This window comes from Dactylosporangium sp. CA-233914 (assembly GCF_050942935.1).
Lineage (GTDB): Bacteria > Actinomycetota > Actinomycetes > Mycobacteriales > Micromonosporaceae > Dactylosporangium.
The window spans coordinates 12042915-12061992 of sequence record NZ_CP192030.1; the positions used below are offsets into that span (position 1 = coordinate 12042915).

General features: G+C 72.4%; 19 protein-coding genes and 1 tRNA gene. 5 read left to right on the forward strand and 15 right to left on the reverse strand.

The features are described from left to right. The first annotated feature begins 193 nt into the window (after nt 1-193). Nucleotides 194-1867 (forward strand): aminotransferase class V-fold PLP-dependent enzyme, encoded by a 1674-nt coding sequence (locus ACQPY0_RS53710; protein ID WP_432979949.1) that lies wholly within the window; start codon nt 194-196, stop codon nt 1865-1867. Nucleotides 1868-1910: 43 nt separating this feature from the next. Next, entirely contained in the window at nt 1911-2840 is a 930-nt protein-coding gene (locus tag ACQPY0_RS53715; RefSeq protein WP_432979952.1) for a S1C family serine protease, read from the forward strand. A 45-nt stretch (nt 2841-2885) separates the two neighbouring features. Here the strand turns inward: ACQPY0_RS53715 and ACQPY0_RS53720 are convergent, their stop codons facing one another. From ACQPY0_RS53720 to ACQPY0_RS53735, 4 genes are all read right to left on the reverse strand, one after another. Further along, a complete protein-coding gene (locus tag ACQPY0_RS53720; RefSeq protein WP_432979955.1) occupies nt 2886-4133 on the reverse strand; it encodes an acetyl-CoA C-acetyltransferase in 1248 nt (415 codons plus the stop codon). 77 nt (nt 4134-4210) lie between these two features. Continuing rightward, nucleotides 4211-4993, reverse strand: a complete 783-nt coding sequence (locus ACQPY0_RS53725; protein ID WP_432979958.1) for an SGNH/GDSL hydrolase family protein — start codon at nt 4991-4993, stop codon at nt 4211-4213. Between the two features lie 126 nt (nt 4994-5119). Continuing rightward, the gene (locus ACQPY0_RS53730; protein ID WP_432979961.1) at nt 5120-6136 is read right to left on the reverse strand and encodes an SGNH/GDSL hydrolase family protein; all 1017 of its coding nucleotides are present in this window, start codon (nt 6134-6136) and stop codon (nt 5120-5122) included. 108 nt (nt 6137-6244) lie between these two features. Next, nucleotides 6245-6658 carry a PPOX class F420-dependent oxidoreductase gene (locus ACQPY0_RS53735; RefSeq protein WP_432979964.1) on the reverse strand — a complete coding sequence of 138 codons (414 nt, stop codon included), beginning with the start codon at nt 6656-6658 and terminating at the stop codon, nt 6245-6247. 72 nt (nt 6659-6730) lie between these two features. Between ACQPY0_RS53735 and ACQPY0_RS53740 the strand changes: the two genes are divergently transcribed. Next, nucleotides 6731-7081, forward strand: a complete 351-nt coding sequence (locus ACQPY0_RS53740; RefSeq protein WP_432979967.1) for a YkvA family protein — start codon at nt 6731-6733, stop codon at nt 7079-7081. Nucleotides 7082-7108: 27 nt separating this feature from the next. After that, nucleotides 7109-8473: a cystathionine beta-synthase gene (locus tag ACQPY0_RS53745; protein WP_432979970.1), complete on the forward strand. Its 1365-nt coding sequence runs from the start codon at nt 7109-7111 to the stop codon at nt 8471-8473. A 27-nt stretch (nt 8474-8500) separates the two neighbouring features. On the opposite strand, the gene ACQPY0_RS53750 is transcribed toward ACQPY0_RS53745, so the two are convergent. The 3 genes from ACQPY0_RS53750 to ACQPY0_RS53760 all read right to left on the reverse strand — a co-directional run bounded on the left by ACQPY0_RS53750 (nt 8501) and on the right by ACQPY0_RS53760 (nt 9781). Continuing rightward, nucleotides 8501-8824 carry a hypothetical protein gene (locus tag ACQPY0_RS53750; protein ID WP_432979973.1) on the reverse strand — a complete coding sequence of 108 codons (324 nt, stop codon included), beginning with the start codon at nt 8822-8824 and terminating at the stop codon, nt 8501-8503. Further along, nucleotides 8824-9582, reverse strand: a complete 759-nt coding sequence (locus ACQPY0_RS53755; RefSeq protein WP_432979976.1) for a Bax inhibitor-1/YccA family protein — start codon at nt 9580-9582, stop codon at nt 8824-8826. Before ACQPY0_RS53755 ends, ACQPY0_RS53750 begins: the two co-directional genes overlap by 1 nt. 118 nt (nt 9583-9700) lie before the next feature. Further along, a tRNA-Leu gene (locus tag ACQPY0_RS53760) sits at nt 9701-9781 on the reverse strand. A gap of 179 nt (nt 9782-9960) precedes the next feature. Here ACQPY0_RS53760 and ACQPY0_RS53765 point away from each other — a divergent pair. Then, nucleotides 9961-11637 carry a hypothetical protein gene (locus ACQPY0_RS53765; RefSeq protein WP_432979979.1) on the forward strand — a complete coding sequence of 559 codons (1677 nt, stop codon included), beginning with the start codon at nt 9961-9963 and terminating at the stop codon, nt 11635-11637. Here the strand turns inward: ACQPY0_RS53765 and ACQPY0_RS53770 are convergent. The 8 genes from ACQPY0_RS53770 to ACQPY0_RS53805 form a co-directional block, all read right to left on the reverse strand. Continuing rightward, nucleotides 11634-12995, reverse strand: a complete 1362-nt coding sequence (locus ACQPY0_RS53770) for an NAD(P)/FAD-dependent oxidoreductase (RefSeq protein WP_432979982.1) — start codon at nt 12993-12995, stop codon at nt 11634-11636. The genes ACQPY0_RS53765 and ACQPY0_RS53770 overlap by 4 nt on opposite strands. Nucleotides 12996-13140: 145 nt before the next feature. Beyond that, nucleotides 13141-13710: a hypothetical protein gene (locus tag ACQPY0_RS53775; protein ID WP_432979985.1), complete on the reverse strand. Its 570-nt coding sequence runs from the start codon at nt 13708-13710 to the stop codon at nt 13141-13143. After that, nucleotides 13710-15038, reverse strand: a complete 1329-nt coding sequence (locus tag ACQPY0_RS53780) for a DUF58 domain-containing protein (RefSeq protein WP_432979988.1) — start codon at nt 15036-15038, stop codon at nt 13710-13712. The genes ACQPY0_RS53775 and ACQPY0_RS53780 overlap by 1 nt, the downstream gene beginning before the upstream one ends. Then, the gene (locus ACQPY0_RS53785) at nt 15031-16020 is read right to left on the reverse strand and encodes an AAA family ATPase (protein ID WP_432979991.1); all 990 of its coding nucleotides are present in this window, start codon (nt 16018-16020) and stop codon (nt 15031-15033) included. The genes ACQPY0_RS53780 and ACQPY0_RS53785 overlap by 8 nt, the downstream gene beginning before the upstream one ends. Next, nucleotides 16017-16682: a hypothetical protein gene (locus tag ACQPY0_RS53790; RefSeq protein WP_432979994.1), complete on the reverse strand. Its 666-nt coding sequence runs from the start codon at nt 16680-16682 to the stop codon at nt 16017-16019. The genes ACQPY0_RS53785 and ACQPY0_RS53790 overlap by 4 nt, the downstream gene beginning before the upstream one ends. Then, the gene (locus ACQPY0_RS53795) at nt 16672-17415 is read right to left on the reverse strand and encodes a DUF4129 domain-containing protein (RefSeq protein WP_432979997.1); all 744 of its coding nucleotides are present in this window, start codon (nt 17413-17415) and stop codon (nt 16672-16674) included. The genes ACQPY0_RS53790 and ACQPY0_RS53795 overlap by 11 nt, the downstream gene beginning before the upstream one ends. A 9-nt stretch (nt 17416-17424) precedes the next feature. Beyond that, nucleotides 17425-18117: a uracil-DNA glycosylase gene (locus ACQPY0_RS53800; RefSeq protein ID WP_432980000.1), complete on the reverse strand. Its 693-nt coding sequence runs from the start codon at nt 18115-18117 to the stop codon at nt 17425-17427. 10 nt (nt 18118-18127) lie between these two features. Further along, the gene (locus ACQPY0_RS53805; RefSeq protein ID WP_432980003.1) at nt 18128-19033 is read right to left on the reverse strand and encodes an HAAS signaling domain-containing protein; all 906 of its coding nucleotides are present in this window, start codon (nt 19031-19033) and stop codon (nt 18128-18130) included. Nucleotides 19034-19078 lie beyond the last annotated feature (45 nt).

Here is a 19078-nt window from a genome sequence, read left to right on the forward strand (position 1 = left end):
TCGATCGACGACATCTGTTGGCTCGGACTGGTCAACACTGACCAACTTCCCTACCCCCAGTCTCCGTGAGGCTTCCTGAGCACCTCCGGACGAAACGTTAAACAATCGGGGGGTACGCCGGAGCGGACAACGAGTGCGACATTCTCTCGGCCACACGAAAGAGGACGGCGTGGCGGCGCGGATAATGACCGCCATGGACAGCGCCCTCCTGCAGCGGATTCGCGCCGCGGTCATCGGAGACGACCAGGTCATGTGGGGGCCGTTCGGCGCCCGCCGGGTTACCTACGCGGACTACACCGCCTCGGGGCGGGCGCTGGACTTCATCGAGCGCTTCATCCGCGACGAGGTGCTCCCGCGATACGCCAACACGCACACGGAATCGTCGGGCACCGGCCTGCAGACCACCCGTCTGCGCGAGGACGCCCGGGCGATCGTCAACGACGCCGTCGGCGGCGACGCCGAGACCGTCGTGATCTTCACCGGCTCCGGGTCGACCGCGGCGATCGACAAGATGGTGCACATCCTCGGCCTGCGGGTGCCGGCCGGGCTGGAGGACCGCTACGGACTCTCGGCGCACATCCCGCCCGGCGATCGCCCGGTCGTGTTCATCGGCCCCTTCGAGCATCACTCCAACGAGTTGCCGTGGCGCGAGTCCATCGCGGACGTGGTGGTCATCCCCGAGGATCACAACGGCCACATCGACCTGGACCGGCTGCGCGCGGAACTCGTGCGCCACGCCGACCGGCCGCTGAAGATCGGATCGTTCTCGGCGGCCTCCAACGTGACCGGGATCGTCAGCGACACGCACGCGATCTCGGCGCTGCTGCACGCGCACGGGGCTCTGTCGTTCTGGGACTTCGCGGCGGCCGCGCCGTACGTCGACGTCGCGATGTACGGACTGGGACCGGGCGAGTACAAGGACGCGGTCTTCATCTCGCCGCACAAGTTCGTCGGCGGACCGGGCACCCCGGGCGTGCTGGTCGTGCGGCGCGAGGTGCTCACCAACCGGGTGCCGACCGTGCCCGGCGGCGGGACCGTGGACTACGTCAACCCGACCGACCACCACTACATCGCCGACCGCGCGCACCGCGAGGAGGGCGGGACCCCGGCCATCGTCGAGTCGATCCGCGCCGGCCTGGTGTTCCAGCTCAAGCAGGCGGTCGGGACGGACACGATCCGGACCCTCGAGGAGGGCTTCCTGCGCGCGGCCATCGCGTCGTGGAAGACCAACCCGAACATCGAGATCCTGGGCAACCTCGACGCGTCCCGGCTGTCGATCGTGTCGTTCGTGATCAAACGACCCGGCGGCCGGTACCTCCACCACAACTTCGTGGTCTCGCTGCTCAACGACCTCTTCGGCATCCAGTCCCGGGGCGGCTGCTCGTGCGCGGGGCCCTACGGCCACCGGCTGCTCGGGATCGACATCGAGCGGTCGCACCGGTTCGAGCAGGAGATCATCGCGGGCTGCGAGGGCATCAAACCCGGCTGGGTGCGGGTCAGCTTCAACTATTTCATCTCGCCCACGGTGTTCCAGTACATCGTCGATGCCGTGCATCTCGTGGCCACCCACGGGTGGGCGCTGCTGCCGCAGTACCGCTTCGACCCCTACACCGGGCTGTGGAAGCACCGCGACGGCGTCGTCGAGCCGCCGCTTCGCCTGTCCGAGCTGCGGTACACGGAGTCCGGCGAGCTGACGTGGCCGGCGCGGCACGAACGGGCCCCCGAATCGGACTTATCCGGATATTTGCGGTACGCCCGCGAATTATGTGACTCCCTGCCCTCCGAGCCGCAGGCCGAGGGGGTCGTCTCGGCCAACTTCGAGGCCCTGCGGTGGTTCGACCTGCCGGCGGTATCGCTGTCGGCGTAACGCGGCGGGCATTCGCCCGGTGTCGCTGGGCGTTCGGATTGTCATGGACCCTGAACTCGACGCGCTCGACGCGTACAGCCGGGTCGTCTCCACCGTGGCGGCCACCCTGCTGCCGAGCGTGGCCAGCCTGACCGTGCGCAGCCGCCGCGGCGAGGGGGCCGGCTCGGCCGTCGTCTACACCCCGGACGGCTTCGTCCTCACCTCGGCCCACGTCGTGGCCGGCGCCGACGGCGGCGAGGCCGACTTCACCGACGGCACCCGGACCCGCTTCGACGTGGTCGGCGCCGACCCCCTGGCCGACCTGGCCGTGCTACGCATCCGTGAGCCCGGCGTGCCGCCCGCGACCCTGGGCAACGCCGATGACCTGCGCATCGGTCAGCTGGTCGTGGCGGTGGGCAACCCGCTGGGGCTGGCGGGCTCGGTCACCGCCGGCGTGGTCTCCGCCCTGGGCCGCTCGCTGCCGGTCCGCGACGGCCGCCACACCCGCCTCGTCGACGACGTGATCCAGACCGACGCGGCCCTCAATCCCGGCAACTCCGGAGGCGCGCTGGCCAACTCGGCCGGGCAGGTGGTCGGCGTCAACACCGCGGTGGCGGGGATCGGCCTGGGGCTCGCCGTGCCGATCAACTCCACGACCCGGCTCATCATGTCGGAGCTGATGTCCACGGGCCGGGTCCGCCGCGCCTGGCTCGGCGTCGCGGGGGCCACGGTCCCGCTGCCCCGGCCGCTGGCCGAGCGCCTGGGCCAGTCCCGCGGCCTGCGGCTGGCCGAGGTGGTGCCGGGCAGCCCGGCGGGCCTGGCCGGGCTGTATGTCGGCGACCTGGTCCTCAGCGCCGGCGGGCGGCCGATCACCGGCGTGCAGGACGTGCAGCGCCTGATGCTCGGCCCGGCGATCGGCGCCCGCCTGGCGATCACGGTGCTGCGCAAGGACGCCCTGGTCGACGTAGTGGCGATACCGACGCCACTGGAGTGAGGGAAAGCCCGGCGACTCCAGCCGCCGGGCTTCGCGGCGGAAGTCTCAGGACAGCCGCTCCAGGACCATCGCCATGCCCTGACCGCCACCCACGCACATCGTCTCCAGGCCGATCGACTTGTCGTGCCAGTTCAGCGAGTTGATCAGCGTGCCCGTGATGCGCGCGCCGGTCATGCCGAACGGGTGGCCGACCGCGATCGCGCCGCCGTTGACGTTGAGCTTCTCGATGGGCAGGCCCAGCTTGCGGTACGACGGGATGACCTGCGCCGCGAACGCCTCGTTGATCTCGACCAGGTCGACGTCGTCGATGGTCATCCCGGCCCGCTCGAGCGCGCTGCGCGAGGCCTCGACCGGCCCGATCCCCATGATCTCCGGCGACATCGCGGTCACCCCGGTCGAGACGATCCGGGCCAGCGGGGTGATCCCGAGCTCGCGCGCCTTGACATCGCTCATGATCACCACGGCCGCGGCGCCGTCGTTGAGCGCGCAGCAGTTGCCGGCGGTCACGCGACCGTCGGGGCGGAACACCGGCTTGAGCCCGGCCACGCCCTCCATCGTCACGCCCGGCCGCGGCCCGTCGTCGAGCGACACGACCTCGCCGGTCGGCGTCGTGACCGGGGTGATCTCGCGGGCCCAGAAGCCGTTCTCGATGGCCTTCTCGGCGAGGTTCTGGGACCGCACGCCGAACTCGTCCATCTCCTGCCGCGTCACGCCCTCGACCTCGGCGAGGTTCTCGGCCGTCTGCCCCATGGCGATGTAGATGTCCGGAAGCTCGCCGTCCTCGCGGGGGTCGTGCCAGGTCTCGGCCCCGCCCTCGGCGCGCTTGTTCGTGCGCGCGTACGCGTCGGCGAACACCGGGTTCTGCCAGGGGCCGCCGACGAGGGCCTGCGCGTCGGGCGGAAGCGTGTCGGAGTTCCCGCGCGCGAATCGCGAAACGCACTCCACGCCCGCCGAGATGAACACGTCCCCCTCGCCGGCCTTGATCGCGTGGAACGCCATGCGGGTCGTCTGCAGCGACGAGGCACAGTATCGCGTGGTCGTGGCGCCGGGCAGGTGATCGAACCCGAGCAGGGTGCTGACCACCCGGGCCATGTTGAATCCCTGCTCCCCGCCGGGCAGCCCGCAGCCGAGATACAGGTCCTCGATCTCGCGCGGGTCGAGCTGCGGAACCTTGTCGAGCGCGGTTCTGACGATGGTGGCGGCAAGATCGTCGGGGCGGAGGTCACGCAGCGATCCCTTGACGGCACGGCCGATCGGGGACCGGGCGGTGGCGACGATGACAGCTTCCGGCATACGCAGCATGCTACCCAAAGGTAACCCGGCGCCTACCTGCGTCCGATCGCCAAAGTTGTCACAGCGGGTGCTTGATTTCAGGCGGTGCGGCGCACGGCGGCGGCCTCCTCGACCGCGGGGAGCAGCGCGTGGGCCCAGACCCGATAGCCGTCGGCCGAGGGGTGGAAGCCGTCGTGACACAGGGTCCCCTCATCGGCGCGGAACACCGCGCCGGTCCGGGCGGCCAGGTCGACCACCACGGCACCCGCGGCACCGGCCGCGGCCGACTGCAGGCGGGCCACCCTCCGGCTGCGCAGGCCCAGCAGCTGGCGCAGGGGCGGGGCGAAGGCGCGCAGGGAGCCGAAGTCGGGGCAGGTCCCCACGACCACCGCGATGCCGGCGTCGCGCAGGCGGACACACGCGGTGGCCAGGTGCTCGGCGGCGTCGGCGGCCCCGGACAGGTGGATCACGTCGTTGGTCCCGACCAGGATCAGGGCGACGTCCGGGGCCGGGCCGACCAGGGCGCGGGCGACCTGGGCGGCCAGGTCGGGAGAGCGGGAGCCCGCCACGGCGACGCTCGAGAGCTCCACCCGGCGGCCCGCCGAACCCTCGGACAGCAAAGCGGCCAGCTGGCCACCCACCGTGTCGGCCACGCGGTCCACGCCGACGCCCAGGGCCGTGGCGTCGCCCAGCAGCACCAGGCGCATCGGGGGCTTGCCGGCGGCGCCGATCGACGAGCGCATCGCCAGGCGCAGGTCGGGCTTGGCGTAGTTGCGGGTGCGGGCGGCGACCGCCTGCGCGGCGATCACGGCGGCCCCGCCGACCGTGCCCGCGATCACCGTGGCCGTCGCGAGCTTGGCGAGGCGCTTGACGACACTCACGCCGTCACCTCCGTTCCGGGCTCATCCATCGAATCACGCGCCAGGTCACCCAAACAAGGTGCAAATCCGGACGAATCCCAAACCCTACGACAACGGCCGGCGAACGCCCCGTGCCAGTTGCGCGGATCACGCCGGCTCCGCGGCGCGGTCCGGGGTGCGGGCGGACTGCTGCGGCAGCCGGTGCCACACGCGGCGACGCAGCTGGGCCCAGCGGCCCGCCGGGCCCCGGTCGCGGCCCGCGACCTGAGCCGCGCTGACCTCGGTGCCGGGGCGGTGCACCGCCTCCACCGCGGCCTGGGGCAGGGAGCGGACACCCTCGCCCGCGGCCAGGGCCCGGGGGGCCTCTACCGCCGGCTCCTCGCGCTCGGTCAGGGCGGCGACGACCGTCGGCAGCACCGCCTGGGCGGCGGCGAGATAGCCGGCGCCGGACGGGTGGAAGCGGTCGAAGCTGAACATGCGGTCCGGCTCGGCGTAGAAGAGCTCGCCGAGCAGGTCACCCAGGGACACCGTGCGACCGCCGGCCTCCACGACCGCGATCGTCTGCGCGGTGGCCATCTGGCGGCTCCAGCGCCGCGCCAGCCAGCGCAGCGGCGGCTGGATCGGGCGGATCGTGCCCAGGTCCGGGCAAGTGCCCACGACGACCTCGATGCCCGCCTGGCGCAGCGTGCGCACGGCGCGGACCAGGTGACGCACGGCCGTGGGGATGCTCACGCGGTGCGTGACGTCGTTGCCGCCGATGCTGATCACCGCGATGTCGGGGCGCTGGCGCAGCGCCACCTCGACCTGCGGCGGGAGGCCCTTCGACTCGGCGCCGACGACCGCGAGGCACCGCATGCGCACCGGACGCCGCAACTGCTCGGCCAGGCCCGCCGCCACCGCGGCGGCGAACGTCTCGCTGGGGCCCTCGGCGCCGTATCCGGCCGCGGAGGAGTCCCCGAGCACCACCAGGCGGACGGGCTCGCCGTCGAAGTGCGCGCCGAAGACACCGTCAGCCCGTGGGGGCGGGCTGATCACCTGCGGAATGGTCTTGCGGGCCAGCAGCGCCTGGCCGAGCACCAGCCCGTAGAACAGAACGCCCGCACCCGCGACCCCGCCGCCACCGACCACCGCCGCCGTCGCGATCCGCTTCGCCTGCAGTTTCACCGCCCCCGCCTTCCATCCCCAAGGTCCTCGCGAACCCGAGGTTAATCCCCGTCCTCCAGGTGTTCGCCGCGGTTCGTCCTCTACCCGATCGTCTTCATCCCGACCGATTCATCCAGACCGATCAGGCCCCGCGCGGTCGAGCGTGATGCGGATGAGAACCCGCTCCTCCCGCACCATCGCCGCCCGGTAATCGTCCCAGTCGGGGTGGTCACCTCCGGTTGCGCGCCGGTAGTAGTCGAGGAGACCTTCGATGCTTTCCGACGGGGGTACGATCTCCGCCTCGCCCTCGACCTGCACCCATCGGCCGTAGAAGCCGCCGGGCAGGACGCACAGCGCCGCGCGGGGGTCCCGCCGCAGGTTGCGCACCTTGAATGCCGGGAGGCGGCTGCTGATGACCACCCGGCCCTCGGCGTCGACCACGGCCACGACCGGCGACATCTGCACGCCGCCGTCCGCGCGGCGGGTGGCCAGCACGGCCTGGTGCTGCTCCGCGATCACGGCGCGGGCCTCATCGAGATCCATGTCGTAATTCTTACCTCGGCGCATGGTGACGGGCACCGTTACATTCGTAGCAACGAAGAGAGGGCGGTCACCATGGCGGACAGTGCACTGCGACGGCGGATGGCGTGGACCGCGCTGCTGCGCGTGTTCAAGTCCGACACGCCGGGGATCGGCCGGCGGCTGGCCGCGATCCCCCGCATGGTCAAGGCCACGTTCAAGGGTGAGTACGACGGCGGGACGCGCCTGGCGATGCTGGCCGTCGCCGGGGCGTACATCGTCTCCCCCATCGACGCCGTGCCCGAGATGTTCCTGCTGGTCTTCGGCCTGGTCGACGACCTGGCCGTGGCCGGCTACTTCGCGGGTGCCCTCATGGACGAGCTCGAGCGCTTCCTGGAGTGGGAGAAGCGCCGGGAGACGATCATTCCGGGGCACGTCGTCCGCTAGTCACCCCGGCCCCGATAGGCTGGCGGAGTGCGCTACTACGACAACGTCGTCGAGTTGGTGGGCAACACGCCCCTGGTCCGGCTCCGCAACGTCACCGCCGGCATCTCCGCCACCGTCCTGGCCAAGGTCGAGTATCTGAACCCGGGCGGCAGCGTGAAGGACCGCATCGCACTGCGGATGGTCGAGGAGGCCGAGAAGAGCGGGGCGCTCAAGCCCGGCGGCACCATCGTCGAGCCGACCTCCGGCAACACCGGCGTCGGGCTGGCGCTGGTGGCCCAGCTCAAGGGATACCGCTGCGTGTTTGTGTGCCCGGACAAGGTGAGCGAGGACAAGCAGAACGTCCTGCGGGCCTACGGCGCCGAGGTGGTCGTCTGCCCGACGGCCGTCGCGCCGGAGGACCCGCGGTCGTATTACAACGTCTCCGACCGCCTGGCCCGCGAGATTCCCGGCGCGTGGAAGCCCGATCAGTACGCCAACCCCGCGAACCCGCGCTCGCACTACGAGACCACCGGCCCCGAGGTCTGGGAGCAGACCGAGGGCCGCGTCACCCACTTCGTGGCGGGCGTCGGCACGGGCGGCACCATCTCGGGCGCGGGAAGATACCTCAAGGAGGCCTCCGAGGGCCGCGTGCGGATCGTCGGCGCCGATCCGGAGGGTTCGGTGTACTCCGGCGGAAGCGGTCGCCCCTACCTCGTCGAGGGGGTCGGCGAGGACTTCTGGCCCACGACGTACGACCGCACGATCTGCGACGAGATCGTCGAGGTCTCCGACAAGGACTCCTTCGACCTCACCCGCCGCCTGGCGCGCGAGGAGGGCCTGCTCGTCGGCGGCTCCTGCGGCATGGCGGTGGCCGCCGCGCTGAAGGTCGCCCGCGAGGCCGGCCCGCAGGACGTGGTGGTCGTCCTGCTCCCCGACGGTGGCCGCGGCTACCTCTCCAAGATCTTCAACGACGAGTGGATGGCCCGCTACGGCTTCCTGCGCACCGCCGAGCAGGCCCCGACGGTCGCCGACGTCCTGGTCGGCAAGGACGGGCGCATGCCCGGGATGGTGCACATCCACCCCAACGAGACCGTGCGGGACGCGATCGACTACATGCGGGAGTACGGCGTCTCCCAGCTGCCCGTCCTCAAGGCCGAGCCGCCGGTCGTCACCGGCGAGGTCGCCGGGGCGCTCGCGGAGCGGGACCTGCTCGACGCGCTCTTCTCGGGCCAGGCCCACCTGCACGACATGGTGGAGCGGCACATGTCCGACCCGCTGCCGATGATCGGCGGCGGGCAGCCGGTCGGCGAGGCGGTGGCGCTGCTGGAGAAGGCGGACGCCGCGGTGGTGCTCATCGACGGCAAGCCGGCGGGCGTGATCACGCGCCAGGACCTGCTCGCGCACCTCACCTGACCGGGGTCAGCTGAACCCTGACCGGGGTCAGCTGAACGCGCCGCGGATGGCGCTCACCCGCTCCGCGGCCGCCGCCTGGACCGGTAGCGGCGCGAAGCGGCGCAGGTCGGCCGCCACCACCTGGAGCTGGTCCGGCAGGGCCAGATCGTTGTCCAGGCGGGGCACCGGCAGCGCCGGGCGGCCCTCCGCCTCCGCGCACCGGTCGGCCATCCACTGCACCAGATCGTGCAGCAGGGCGGCGCGACTGGCGCCCGACGGACCGGACGCCGCCCATCGGGGCGGCGTCCAGTGCGATACCTGGGCGACCAGCTTGCGCACGGGGGCGTCGAGCGGGTCGTCGGGGGTGGGCATCAGCGTCGCAGGTAGCTCAGCAGGCGCAGGATCTCGTAGTACAGGAAGATCAGGCCGACCAGGATGCCGAAGCTGCAGTACCACGCGAACTTCGCCGGCATGCCGTAGCGCGTGCCCTGCTCGATCGCGTCGAAGTCCAGGATGAACGTCAGGGCGCCGACGCCGATAATGACCAGGCTGAAGATGATCGGCAGCCAGCCGACCTGGCCGTTCGTGCTGTACTCACGCAGGCCCAGGTTGACGCCGAAGAGGTAGAAGAGCCAGTTGGCGAAGGCCAGGACCATGACGCCGATGAGGGCGCCGATCACGAACTTGGTGAAGCGCGGGGTCGCGCGCAGGACGCGGAACTTGTAGAGGACCGCCATCACGGCGAAGATGCCGAACGTGGCGACCACGGCCTGCAGGACGATCCCGGAATACCAGCTCTCGAAGGCGCGGCTGTAGACGCCCAGGGCCACGCCCTGCAGCACCGCGTAGGGGACGATCACGGCCGGGCTGGTGATCCGGCGGAACGAGATGACGAGGCCGAGGACCAGTCCGGCGATGCTGGACATGATGGCCGCGAAGAAGGTCAGGCCGCTGCTCGCCGGCAGCAGGATCCATGCGCCCGCGCCGACGATGCCGGTGACGGCGAGGAGGGCAACGGTGCGGACGACGACGTCGTCCATGGTCATGGCGCGCGACGGGGCGCCGGTCTCGTAGCGGGAAGCCCGCGCCGCCTCGCCAAGGCGGGTGAGCACCGGGTTGGAACTCTGCACGATCGGCCTCCATGGGCGTCTCATTCACGTGTACGACCAGGGTACCGCGTGCAGGCGCGCAGGAAACCGCCACCGTACAGTGCAACGTGGCGGTCTGCGGAAAAATATCGGCGAAACGTGCCCGGGGCGGGGTTCGAACCCGCACGCCTCGCGGCAGCCGCTTTTAAGGCGGCCGTGTCTGCCGTTCCACCACCCGGGCATAGAAACCGCGTCTCACGGTAGTCCGTCCGACGAACCGTCAACACCGACAAGGGGTTGGCCGTTACTGTCATCCGGGTGACCAGCGCACCACAGACCGACGAGGTGGGGACTGCGCCGGTTGAGCATCCAACATCATCCGGTCCGCCGTTGCGCATTTGGCGATCATGGATTAAGGACGTGGCCGCCGGCCTGACGATGCTCCTGGCCGGAGCCCTGGTCACCAAGGGATTGTGGCCGAGCCCGGCCGGGCGCGCACTCGAATTGAACCCGAACGACCAGGCGCTCGACGAGTGGTTCCTCGCCTACGCGACCCGCGCCTACCGCGGTGACTTCCATCTCGTGGCGACCGCGCTGAACGCCCCCGACGGCGTGAACGTCTTCGGCAACGCCTCGCTCGTCGGACTGGGGCTGCTGCTCGCCCCGCTCACCCTGGCGCTCGGGGCGCCGGTGACGTTCGCGGTGGCGACCGGGCTCAACCTCGCGGCCAACGGCACCGGGTGGTACCTCCTCCTCGCCCGCACCGCCGGCCTGCACCGCCTGGCCGCGCTCGTCGGCGGCGTGTTCTGCGGCTTCGCCCCCGGCATGGTGAGCCAGTCCAACGGTCACCTCCACATGACCGCGGCCTGGCTGGTCCCACCCATCGTCCATTTCGCCATAAAAATGGTCAACGACGGCCATCCGGTGAAAAACGGCACGAAGCTCGGCCTGCTGATCGTCGGGCAGTTCCTGCTCGGCGAGGAGGTACTGTTCCTCGCCGCGGTCACGCTCACGCTGTTCGGCCTGGCCTACGCCGCGACCGCGCGGCCGGTGCCGAGCCGCGTCCTGCCGTCGCTCGGCGGCGGGCTGGCCGTCGCGGCGCTGGTGGCGGGCGCGCTGCTGGCGTACCCCGTCACCGCCCAGTTCCGCGGCCCGCAGAGCGCCCACGGCGGGGTGTTCAACCCGGAGTTCCACTCGGCCGACCTGAAGAGCTTCGCGGCGCTCTCGCCACTGTCGCTGGCCGGCGGCGACGGCGCGGCCCGGCTGGCGAGCGGCCCGGCGGAGTACACCGCATTCTTCGGCGCCCCGGTGCTCATCGTAGTCCTGGGCGCGACGCTGTGGATGTGGCGGCGACCGGCGGTGGTGGCCTGCACGGTGGTCTCGATCGTGCTGTTCGCCCTCGCGCTCGGGCCGCACGTCGTGGTCGGCCACGACGTGACCGCGCAATGGGGGCCCTACGCGCTGCTGCGCCACCTGCCCGTCTTCGAGTGGGTGCAGCCGGCCCGCTTCGCCCTGGCCGCCGTGCCGCTGCTGGCGTTCGTGCTGGCCCAGGTCGTACACGCGGCGCTCACCCAGACCGAGACGCTCGGCCTGCTCGTGCCGGTCGCGGTGGTGGCCGCACTCGTCCCGCTGGCGCCGATGCCGCTGCCCACGGCCGAGCGCGCGCCCGTGCCGCAGTTCTTCACCGACGGGTACTGGCGCGGCTTCGCCCCGCACGACGGCACGATCGTGCCGGTGCCGCTGCCCGACGCGCACGACCCGACGGCGGTGCGCTGGGCGGCGGCGACCAATGTGGCGTTCGCCACGCCGCAGGGCTGGTTCATCGGCCCGTACGGCGACGAGGGCCGCGCCGCCGTCGGCATCTACCCGCGCCCGACCGCGCAGCTGCTGCACCGCACGGCCGCGAGCGGCACCGCGCCGGCGCTCACCGACGCGGACCGCATCGCGCTGCGCCGGGACATCGCCTACTGGCGTGCCGCCTGCTTCGTGCTCGCCGACGGCCAGCCGGGCGCCGAGGCGCTCAAGAGCACCCTCGACGCCCTGCTGGGACCGGGCGAGCACGTCGCCGGCGTCTGGGTCTGGCGGGCCAGAGGTTAGGCCGCGCGCTTGGCGGACTCGGTGCGCACCGGGAGCGGAATCGGGACCGCCACCTCGGTGAAGGCCTCCCGCGGCTCGTGCAGGGAGCCCAGCGCGACGACCTCGCGGCGCAGCACCAGCTGCAGGGTCCAGTCGACCAGGACCCGGATCTTGCGGTTCAGGGTGGGGATACGGCTCAGGTGGTACGTCCGGTGCATGAACCACGCCGGAACGCCCCGGACCTTGATGCCGTACACCCGCGCGGCCCCCTTGTAGAGCCCGAGGCCGGCGACCGAGCCCACGTGCTTGTGCCGGTAGTCGACGGGCGTGCGGCCCCGGACCACCGCGGCGATGTTGTCGGCGAGCCGGGAGGCCTGCCGCACCGCGTGCTGCGCGCTGGGCGAGCACAGCGCGCCGGGGTCGGCCGAGGTGAGGTCGGGCACGGCGGCGCAGTCGCCCGCGCTCCAGGCGCCCTCGACCACGTTGCCGTCGGCGTCGAGGACCTGCAGCGTCGGCTTGCACGTGATCGCGCCGCGCGGGTTGCGGGGCAGGTCGGTGTCCTCCAGCATCGGGTGCGGCTTGACGCCCGCGGTCCACACGATGGTGTCGGCCTCGAAGGCGTCACCGTCGGAGAGCTTCACCAGGCCGTCGACGCACGACTCCAGCCGCGTGCCGAGGCGGATGTCGATGCCGCGCCGCGTCAGCTGCACCGCGGTGTAGGCGCCCATCTCCGGCCCGACCTCGGGCAGGATGCGGTTGGCCGCCTCCACGAGCACGAAGCGGACCTCGTCCTGGGGAATCTCGGGGTAGTACCGCAGCGCGCCGCGGACCATGTCCTCCATCTCGGCCAGGGCCTCGACGCCCGCGTAGCCGCCGCCGACGAAGACGAACGCGAGCGCGCGCCGCCGGGTGGCCGGGTCGGTCGTGGTCGCCGCGACGTCGAGCCGGTCGAGCACGCTGTTGCGCAGGAAGACCGCCTCGCCGATGGTCTTGAAGCCGACCGCCTGCTCGCGCAGGCCCGGGATCGGCAGCGTCCGCGAGACCGAGCCGGGCGCGACGACGATGTGGTCGTACGGCACCTCGCGCGCCGGGCCGATGATCGGCTGGACGATCGCCACCTTCCGCGCGTGCTCGATGCTGGTCACGGTGCCCGAGAGCACGTGGCAGCGCTTGAGCTCACGGCGCAGCGGGACGACGCTGTGCCGGGGCGAGATGTTGCCGGCCGCCGACTCGGGCAGGAACGGCTGGTAGGTCATGTGGGGCTGGGGGTCGACCACGGTGACCTCAGCCTCGTGCGGGTTGAGCTTCTTGGACAGGCGCAGGGCGGCATAGAGCCCGACGTGCCCGGCCCCGACGATCAGGATTCGCTTCGCAGCCACGAATCCAAGCTAGGAGCGCGACCGGCGCGCGCTCAGCCGGGTCGCGGACAATGTAACCCGCATTACCAGGGCTGTAACGACCGCCACAGCGAACCGACTTCGGTCGATCTCGCCGTTCATCAGCCCGAAGCCCGCCCGAAATCTCTCAGGTGCGCCGGGCGATCAGATAGCCCAGCGCGCCGGCCGCGACGACGCCCACGAGGGATGCGACGAGGAACACAGGGCCGAGCGTCGCCTTGACGACCGCCATCATGACGACGCTGGTCAGGGCGCTGGCCGCGACCACGGCGACGGCCCGCAGCAGCCAGCCGACGAGCACGCCCGGGGAGACCACGGCGTCGTAGGGCAGCACGGCGGCGAGCGCGGCCAGGCTGTGCATGAGGTACAGCGCCGTCGACAGCCCGATCAGGCGGGGGATCGAGATCGGCTCGCCGTACAGCAGCGTGCCGATCAGCCACCCGAACGCGCAGGCGAAGATCGCCAGGCCGACCAGGCGCGTGCGCGGGAACAGCGCCGGCAGCAGGGCCACGATCCCGGCCAGCGCGAGGGCGGCGACGTTGCGGATCACCTCGGCCGGGAAGGCGAGCACCAGGCTCAGCGCCGCGAAGACGGTGATCCCGGCCCGGACCAGCAGCGGGCCGGCCGCGGCTCGCTCGGCCTTGTCGCGCATCCGGCCGGCCCGGCCGGCCAGGTAGTCCTGCAGGTCTTCCAGCATCAGGTCGTCACCGTCCGCCCCACCGCCACGCGGGCCACCCCCTGCAGGACCTCGTCGAGGCTGCCGGCGCCGCCCCAGGCGACGACCGGCACGCCGTGCTCGCGCAGCTGGCCGATGATGGCCTCGCGCTCCAGGCGCCACATGCGCTGGGCGACGTCGCCCCACTTGCCGGTCGCGCGCACGCGCAGGACCGGGTCGGCGAGGGTGTCGACGGCGACCACGAACCGCCCGGCGCGGGCGAGGTTGGCCAGCATCGCGGCCGAGCGCACGTCCAGCAGCGGGGTGAGCACCATCACCAGCGCGTTGCCCTGGATCATGTGCGGGCCGAACGACGACGGCGGCGGCTCGTCGGACTCCTCGCCGGGGGCGACGTCGAGCAGGAACTCCAGCGCCGTCATGTAGTGGCGGCGGCCGCTGGCCGCGCGCAGGTGCCGGACCGCCCCGCCGTACTGCAGCAGCGCCACCCGGTCGCCGCGGTGCAGGTAGTGCTCGGCGATGCCGGCCGCGGCGCGCACGGTGATGTCCAGCACCGAGGCGCGTCCGTCGATGCCGCCGGAGCGCCCCGCCTCGTGCAGCGCGTCGAGCAGGACGACGACCTCGGCGTCGCGGTCGGACAGGGTGCTCACCACGTGGATCTCGCGGGTGCGCAGCGACACCCGCCAGTCGATGCGGCGCAGGCGGTCGCCGGGGCCGAAGCGGCGCACGCCGGCGAGCTCACCGCCCTCGCCGGTGCGCCGGGAGCGGTGGCCGCCGACGTGCCCGGCCGCGCGGGGCATCGCCTCGGCCGCGTCGAAGTGTTCGGTCGCCGGATACGCCTTGAGCGGCAGCGGCGGGGTCTGCATCGCCCGGCTGATGAGCAGCCCGTCGGAGGCGATCGCGTGCGCGGTCACCGGGCCGAGCGGGTGGCGGCCCCAGCGCAGGATCCGGCCCTCCAGCTCGACGCCGGCGATCGTGACGGCCTCGACGTTCACCGCGTAGGGGCGGTCGCTGTGCTTCAGGCGGACCCAGCGGGGTACGACCGAGCGGACCACGACCAGGTCGAACCCGTTGGGGTTGGGGTTGCCGACGTTGATCGTGACGCCGAGGTCGGCGCCCTCGACGAGGAACGGCTCGGCCGCGACCACCTCGACGGTGGGCGTGCGGCGGGGGCGGCGCACCAGCGACACGGCGGTGCCGACCGCGAAGGGCACGGCGAGCACGACGAGGTCGAAGCGGCCGATGAGCACGGCGACGAGCACGAGCACGCCGACGACCAGCACGGCCCGGCCCAGCGCCCGGGTCGGCTCGAACGCCCGCGCGTGGGACCGGGGACCGCCCCGCTCAGCCACGCCTTCCGCCGTAGGTCGGCAGCGCCCCGCTGGCCGGCGCGGGCGTCTGGGCGAGCACCTCGCCGACGACCGAGCGCGGGTCGATGCGCTTGAGCCACATCTCCGGCCGCAGCGAGATACGGTGGGCCAGGGCCGGGACGGCGACCGCCTTGACGTCCTCCGGCACCACGTAGTCGCGCCCGCTGAGCGCCGCCGAGGCGCGGGAGAGCAGCAGCAGGGCGAGCGAGCCGCGCGGGGAGGCGCCGACGAGCACGTGCGGGTGGACGCGGGTGGCGGCGGTCAGGGAGACGATGTACCGCCCGATCGAGTCCTCCACCGCGACGTCCTCGAGCGCGCCCTGCATCGCCAGCAGCGTCTCGGAGTCGACGACGGGCTCGAGGTTGGCCTCCTCGCGCCGCCGCGACATCCGGCGCCGCAGCACGTCCCACTCCTCGTCGGCCTCGGGGTAGCCGAACGACACCCGCAGCAGGAACCGGTCGAGCTGGGCCTCGGGCAGCGGATACGTGCCCTCGTACTCGATCGGGTTGGCGGTGGCCAGCACGTGGAAGGGGGCGTCGAGCCGGTAGGTGGCACCCTCGACGGAGACCTGCCGCTCCTGCATCGCCTCCAGCAGCGCCGACTGTGTCTTCGGCGGCGTGCGGTTGATCTCGTCGGCGAGCAGCAGGTTGGTGAAGACCGGCCCGGCCCGGAACGAGAACTCGTGGTTGCGCTGGTCGTAGAGGAACGACCCGGTCACGTCGGCCGGCAGCAGGTCCGGGGTGAACTGCAGGCGCCGGAAGCCGATGCCGAGCACCTGGGCGAACGAGCGCGCGGTGAGCGTCTTGCCCAGGCCCGGCAGGTCCTCCAGCAGCACGTGGCCGCCGGCCAGGATGCCGGCGAAGACCAGCTCCAGCGAGTCGCGCTTGCCGACGACCACCGTGCCGACCTGGTCCAGGACCACCTTGGCGATCCGGCCCACCTCGGCCGGTGCGAGCGTCTTCATAGCGCCTCCACCTTTGCGACGATCGATGCTATGTCCTGCGGGCTGGGCACGCGGGACGGTGTGTAGTGCAGCAGCTTCCACAGGTCCTCCCCGACCAGGCGGCGGGCCTGCTCGGGGTTGCCCGAAAGCGTGATGCCGTGCCGCTGGCGCAGCCGGGCGTCAACGAGGTCGGTGAAGCGGGGCACGACGACGGCGGCGAAGCGGCCCGGGTCGCGCTCGCCCCACACGAAGCGGTCGTCCCACTTGGCCACGGCCAGCAGGATGCCGTCACCGGACGGGATCGCGTCGCGCAGCTCCCGGCGGGTCGGGTTGCTGTCGCGGGCGGGGTCCCGCGGGCGGGCACCGGTCGGCTCCAGGCCGGCCCCGGTGACCGTGGCCGGCAGTTCCTCGGCGCGCACCTGCTGCAGCATCTCGCGCAGCACCTGGATCGCGACGATGGTGAGCAGGAGCAGCGGATACGACACCACGTATCCCACGAAGTACAGGATCCCGAAGCCGACCGTGGTCAGCGCCACGGCGACGAAGAGCCGGCGCACCCACCAGCGCCAGTCGAACGGCCGCGACGGGCGGCGGGCCGGGCGCGGGGGCTGCTCGCGGCGGGGCACCGGCCGGCCGCCGTCGAAGAGCTCGTCGAGGCCGACCACCTGCTCCTCACGGGGCACCGCGCTCACCTCCGATCTCGACGCCGGAGAGCTCGGAGCGGATCTGCCGCAGGGCCGCGATGGCATCCTGGCGGGAGCGCTCGCCGACCGGGTGGGTGGCGTAGCGGGCCTCGCGGTAGACCTCGGCGAACCCCTCCAGCGTCGGGCGGCTCACCCGATGCTCGCCGAGCAGGCGGGTGACGAGCTCGGTCGGGCTGTCGCCGACCAGGCGCGGGGTGCCGGCGGCCGCGGCGGCGCGCTCCAGGCGCACCCAGCAGGCGATCACCGCCCGGCGCGGGTCGGTGTCGGTGTCGCTGAGCTCGACCAGCCCGGCCTCGACCGCGGCCATGACCTCCTCGCCGGCGGTGGCCGCGGTCATCGGGCGGGGCCGCTCCGGCTCGACGTAGACGCGCGGCTTCTGCGCGACGGTGCGGTTGCGCAGCATGAACCAGACCAGGCCGCCGACCAGGACCGCGATCAGCAGTCCGCACAGGACCGTCATCGCCTGCAGGAACCAGTCCGCCGGCCCGCCGCCGTCCTCGTTGCCGGGCGCGGGCGGCAATTCGGCCTTCGGGGCCTGCGGGGTCGGCGTGGGGGTCGGCGTGTCCGTCGTCACCGCGGGCGTTGGCACCGGGACCCTGGTGATCTCGGGCGAGGACATCGACGCCGCGAGCCCGGCGACGATCAGCACCGCGATCACGCCCAGCACCGGCCACCAGCGGCTGAAGGTGCGGTCCCTGGCCTCCACTGGCATCCCGTCGCTCTATGAAAGCCCGGCGAGTTGCTTCGCCCGGGCGAGAATCTCGTCAAGCATTCCTGGCGTGAGCCGACCGGTAAAGGTGTTCTGCTGGCTAACGTGGTAACAACCGAGCAACGCGGGGGCACCCTCGGCCTGCCACAGCACGCCGTGGCCGAACGGCACCTTCCGTGCCGGTGCTACACCGTAGACGGCGCGCACCGCGGGCCAGAAGGCGGCCCAGGCGAATGCGCCGAGGGCGATGACGACGCGCAGGTCCGGCGCGATCTCGCGCAGCTCGCGGTGCAGGAACGGCGCGCACGTGTCCCGCTCGAGCGGGGTGGGCTTGTTGTCGGGCGGGGCGCAGCGCACGGCGGCGAAGATCCGGGTCGCCGTCAGCGTGAGCCCGTCGTCACGGGACGTGCTGGTGGGCTGGTTGGCCAGGCCCGCGCGGTGCAGGGCGGCGAAGAGCACGTCGCCGGAGCGGTCGCCGGTGAAGATCCGGCCGGTGCGGTTGCCGCCGTGGGCGGCCGGGGCCAGCCCGAGGATGGCGATGGGCGCCCGGTGCGGGCCGAAGCCGGGCACCGGGCGCCCCCAGTACTCCTCGTCACGGAACGCCGCCCGCTTGGTGACCGCGACCTCCTCCCGCCACGCCACCAGCCGGGGGCAGCGGCGGCACTCGGAGATCTCCCGATCGAGCCGGTCGAGCGCGTCTTCCACCCGTCGAACGTTAGCCGGAGGGTGACGGCGACGCCTGCACGGAGGGTGAGGCCGAACCTTGCACCGCCGGCTCGACGGAGGGCGTTGCTGTCGGCTTGGTACGACCCAGCGGGCACAGCGGGTAGCTGGGCGTGGACGGCGGCTCCTGGTTCATCGAGGAGGAGCAGCGCCAGGCGTCGCCGAGGGAGATCGGGTTGCCGTCCTGGTCGTACAGCGTGACGTGCTCCAGCGGCCGGCCGTCCTGGTCGACGGGGTAGACGTCCACGACGTCCGAATACGGGTTGTAGGGCACGGGGGTGTAGGTGTTCGTGCCGGTGAACCGGTAGACGATCCCGTCGAGGTTGGTCGCGAGGATCAGCGCCCCGATCAGGGCGACCCCGGTGATCCCGTAGCCGACGAACCGGTGCAGGTTGGGCCGGCCGGTGGCGCCGAGGCGCACCGAGGCCACCACGGCGATCGCCATGAACGCCCAGCCGATCGGGTCGTCGATGCGGTCGATCGGGACGATGTCCAGCGCGAAGATCACTACCACGATCGTGATCCCGCGCACGACCCACCAGGCCGGGCGCAGCAGCCGCAGGAAGTCCGTGGCCCGCTCGTAGCCCAGCACCCGGCCGGTCTTCTCGTCGGCGGTGCGCAGCCGGGCGCGCCACTTGTCCAGGTCGATCCGGGACCGGCGGGCGGCGGCGGAGCGGGTCTCGACCCCGGCGGCGGCGCGCAGCTCGGCGGCGTAGGCGGCGGGCGGGCCGAGCCGCTCGACCAGCGGGCCGCCCTGCTCCTGCAGCACCTCGGCGAGGTGCGCGGGCAGATCCTCCACGAGGTCGTCACGCACGTCCTCGGGCAGGTCCGCGAGCGCCTCCCGGACGCGCTCCAGGTAGTAGTCGATCTCCAGACTGCTGCTACTCGGCGCGGTCATGCCAGCCCCTCCGCTTCGCTCCGGTGCAGGCCTGAAACCCCTGAG

Excerpts from the sequence above, each read along its gene's own strand:
- ACQPY0_RS53710 (WP_432979949.1), top strand. The coding sequence starts at position 194 with ATGGACAGCGCCCTCCTGCAGCGGATTCGCGCCGCGGTCATCGGAGAC.
- ACQPY0_RS53715 (WP_432979952.1), top strand. The coding sequence starts at position 1,911 with ATGGACCCTGAACTCGACGCGCTCGACGCGTACAGCCGGGTCGTCTCC.
- ACQPY0_RS53720 (WP_432979955.1), bottom strand. The coding sequence starts at position 4,133 with ATGCCGGAAGCTGTCATCGTCGCCACCGCCCGGTCCCCGATCGGCCGT.
- ACQPY0_RS53735 (WP_432979964.1), bottom strand. The coding sequence starts at position 6,658 with ATGGATCTCGATGAGGCCCGCGCCGTGATCGCGGAGCAGCACCAGGCC.
- ACQPY0_RS53740 (WP_432979967.1), top strand. The coding sequence starts at position 6,731 with ATGGCGGACAGTGCACTGCGACGGCGGATGGCGTGGACCGCGCTGCTG.
- ACQPY0_RS53750 (WP_432979973.1), bottom strand. The coding sequence starts at position 8,824 with ATGCCCACCCCCGACGACCCGCTCGACGCCCCCGTGCGCAAGCTGGTC.
- ACQPY0_RS53775 (WP_432979985.1), bottom strand. The coding sequence starts at position 13,710 with ATGCTGGAAGACCTGCAGGACTACCTGGCCGGCCGGGCCGGCCGGATG.
- ACQPY0_RS53785 (WP_432979991.1), bottom strand. The coding sequence starts at position 16,020 with ATGAAGACGCTCGCACCGGCCGAGGTGGGCCGGATCGCCAAGGTGGTC.
- ACQPY0_RS53795 (WP_432979997.1), bottom strand. The coding sequence starts at position 17,415 with ATGCCAGTGGAGGCCAGGGACCGCACCTTCAGCCGCTGGTGGCCGGTG.
- ACQPY0_RS53805 (WP_432980003.1), bottom strand. The coding sequence starts at position 19,033 with ATGACCGCGCCGAGTAGCAGCAGTCTGGAGATCGACTACTACCTGGAG.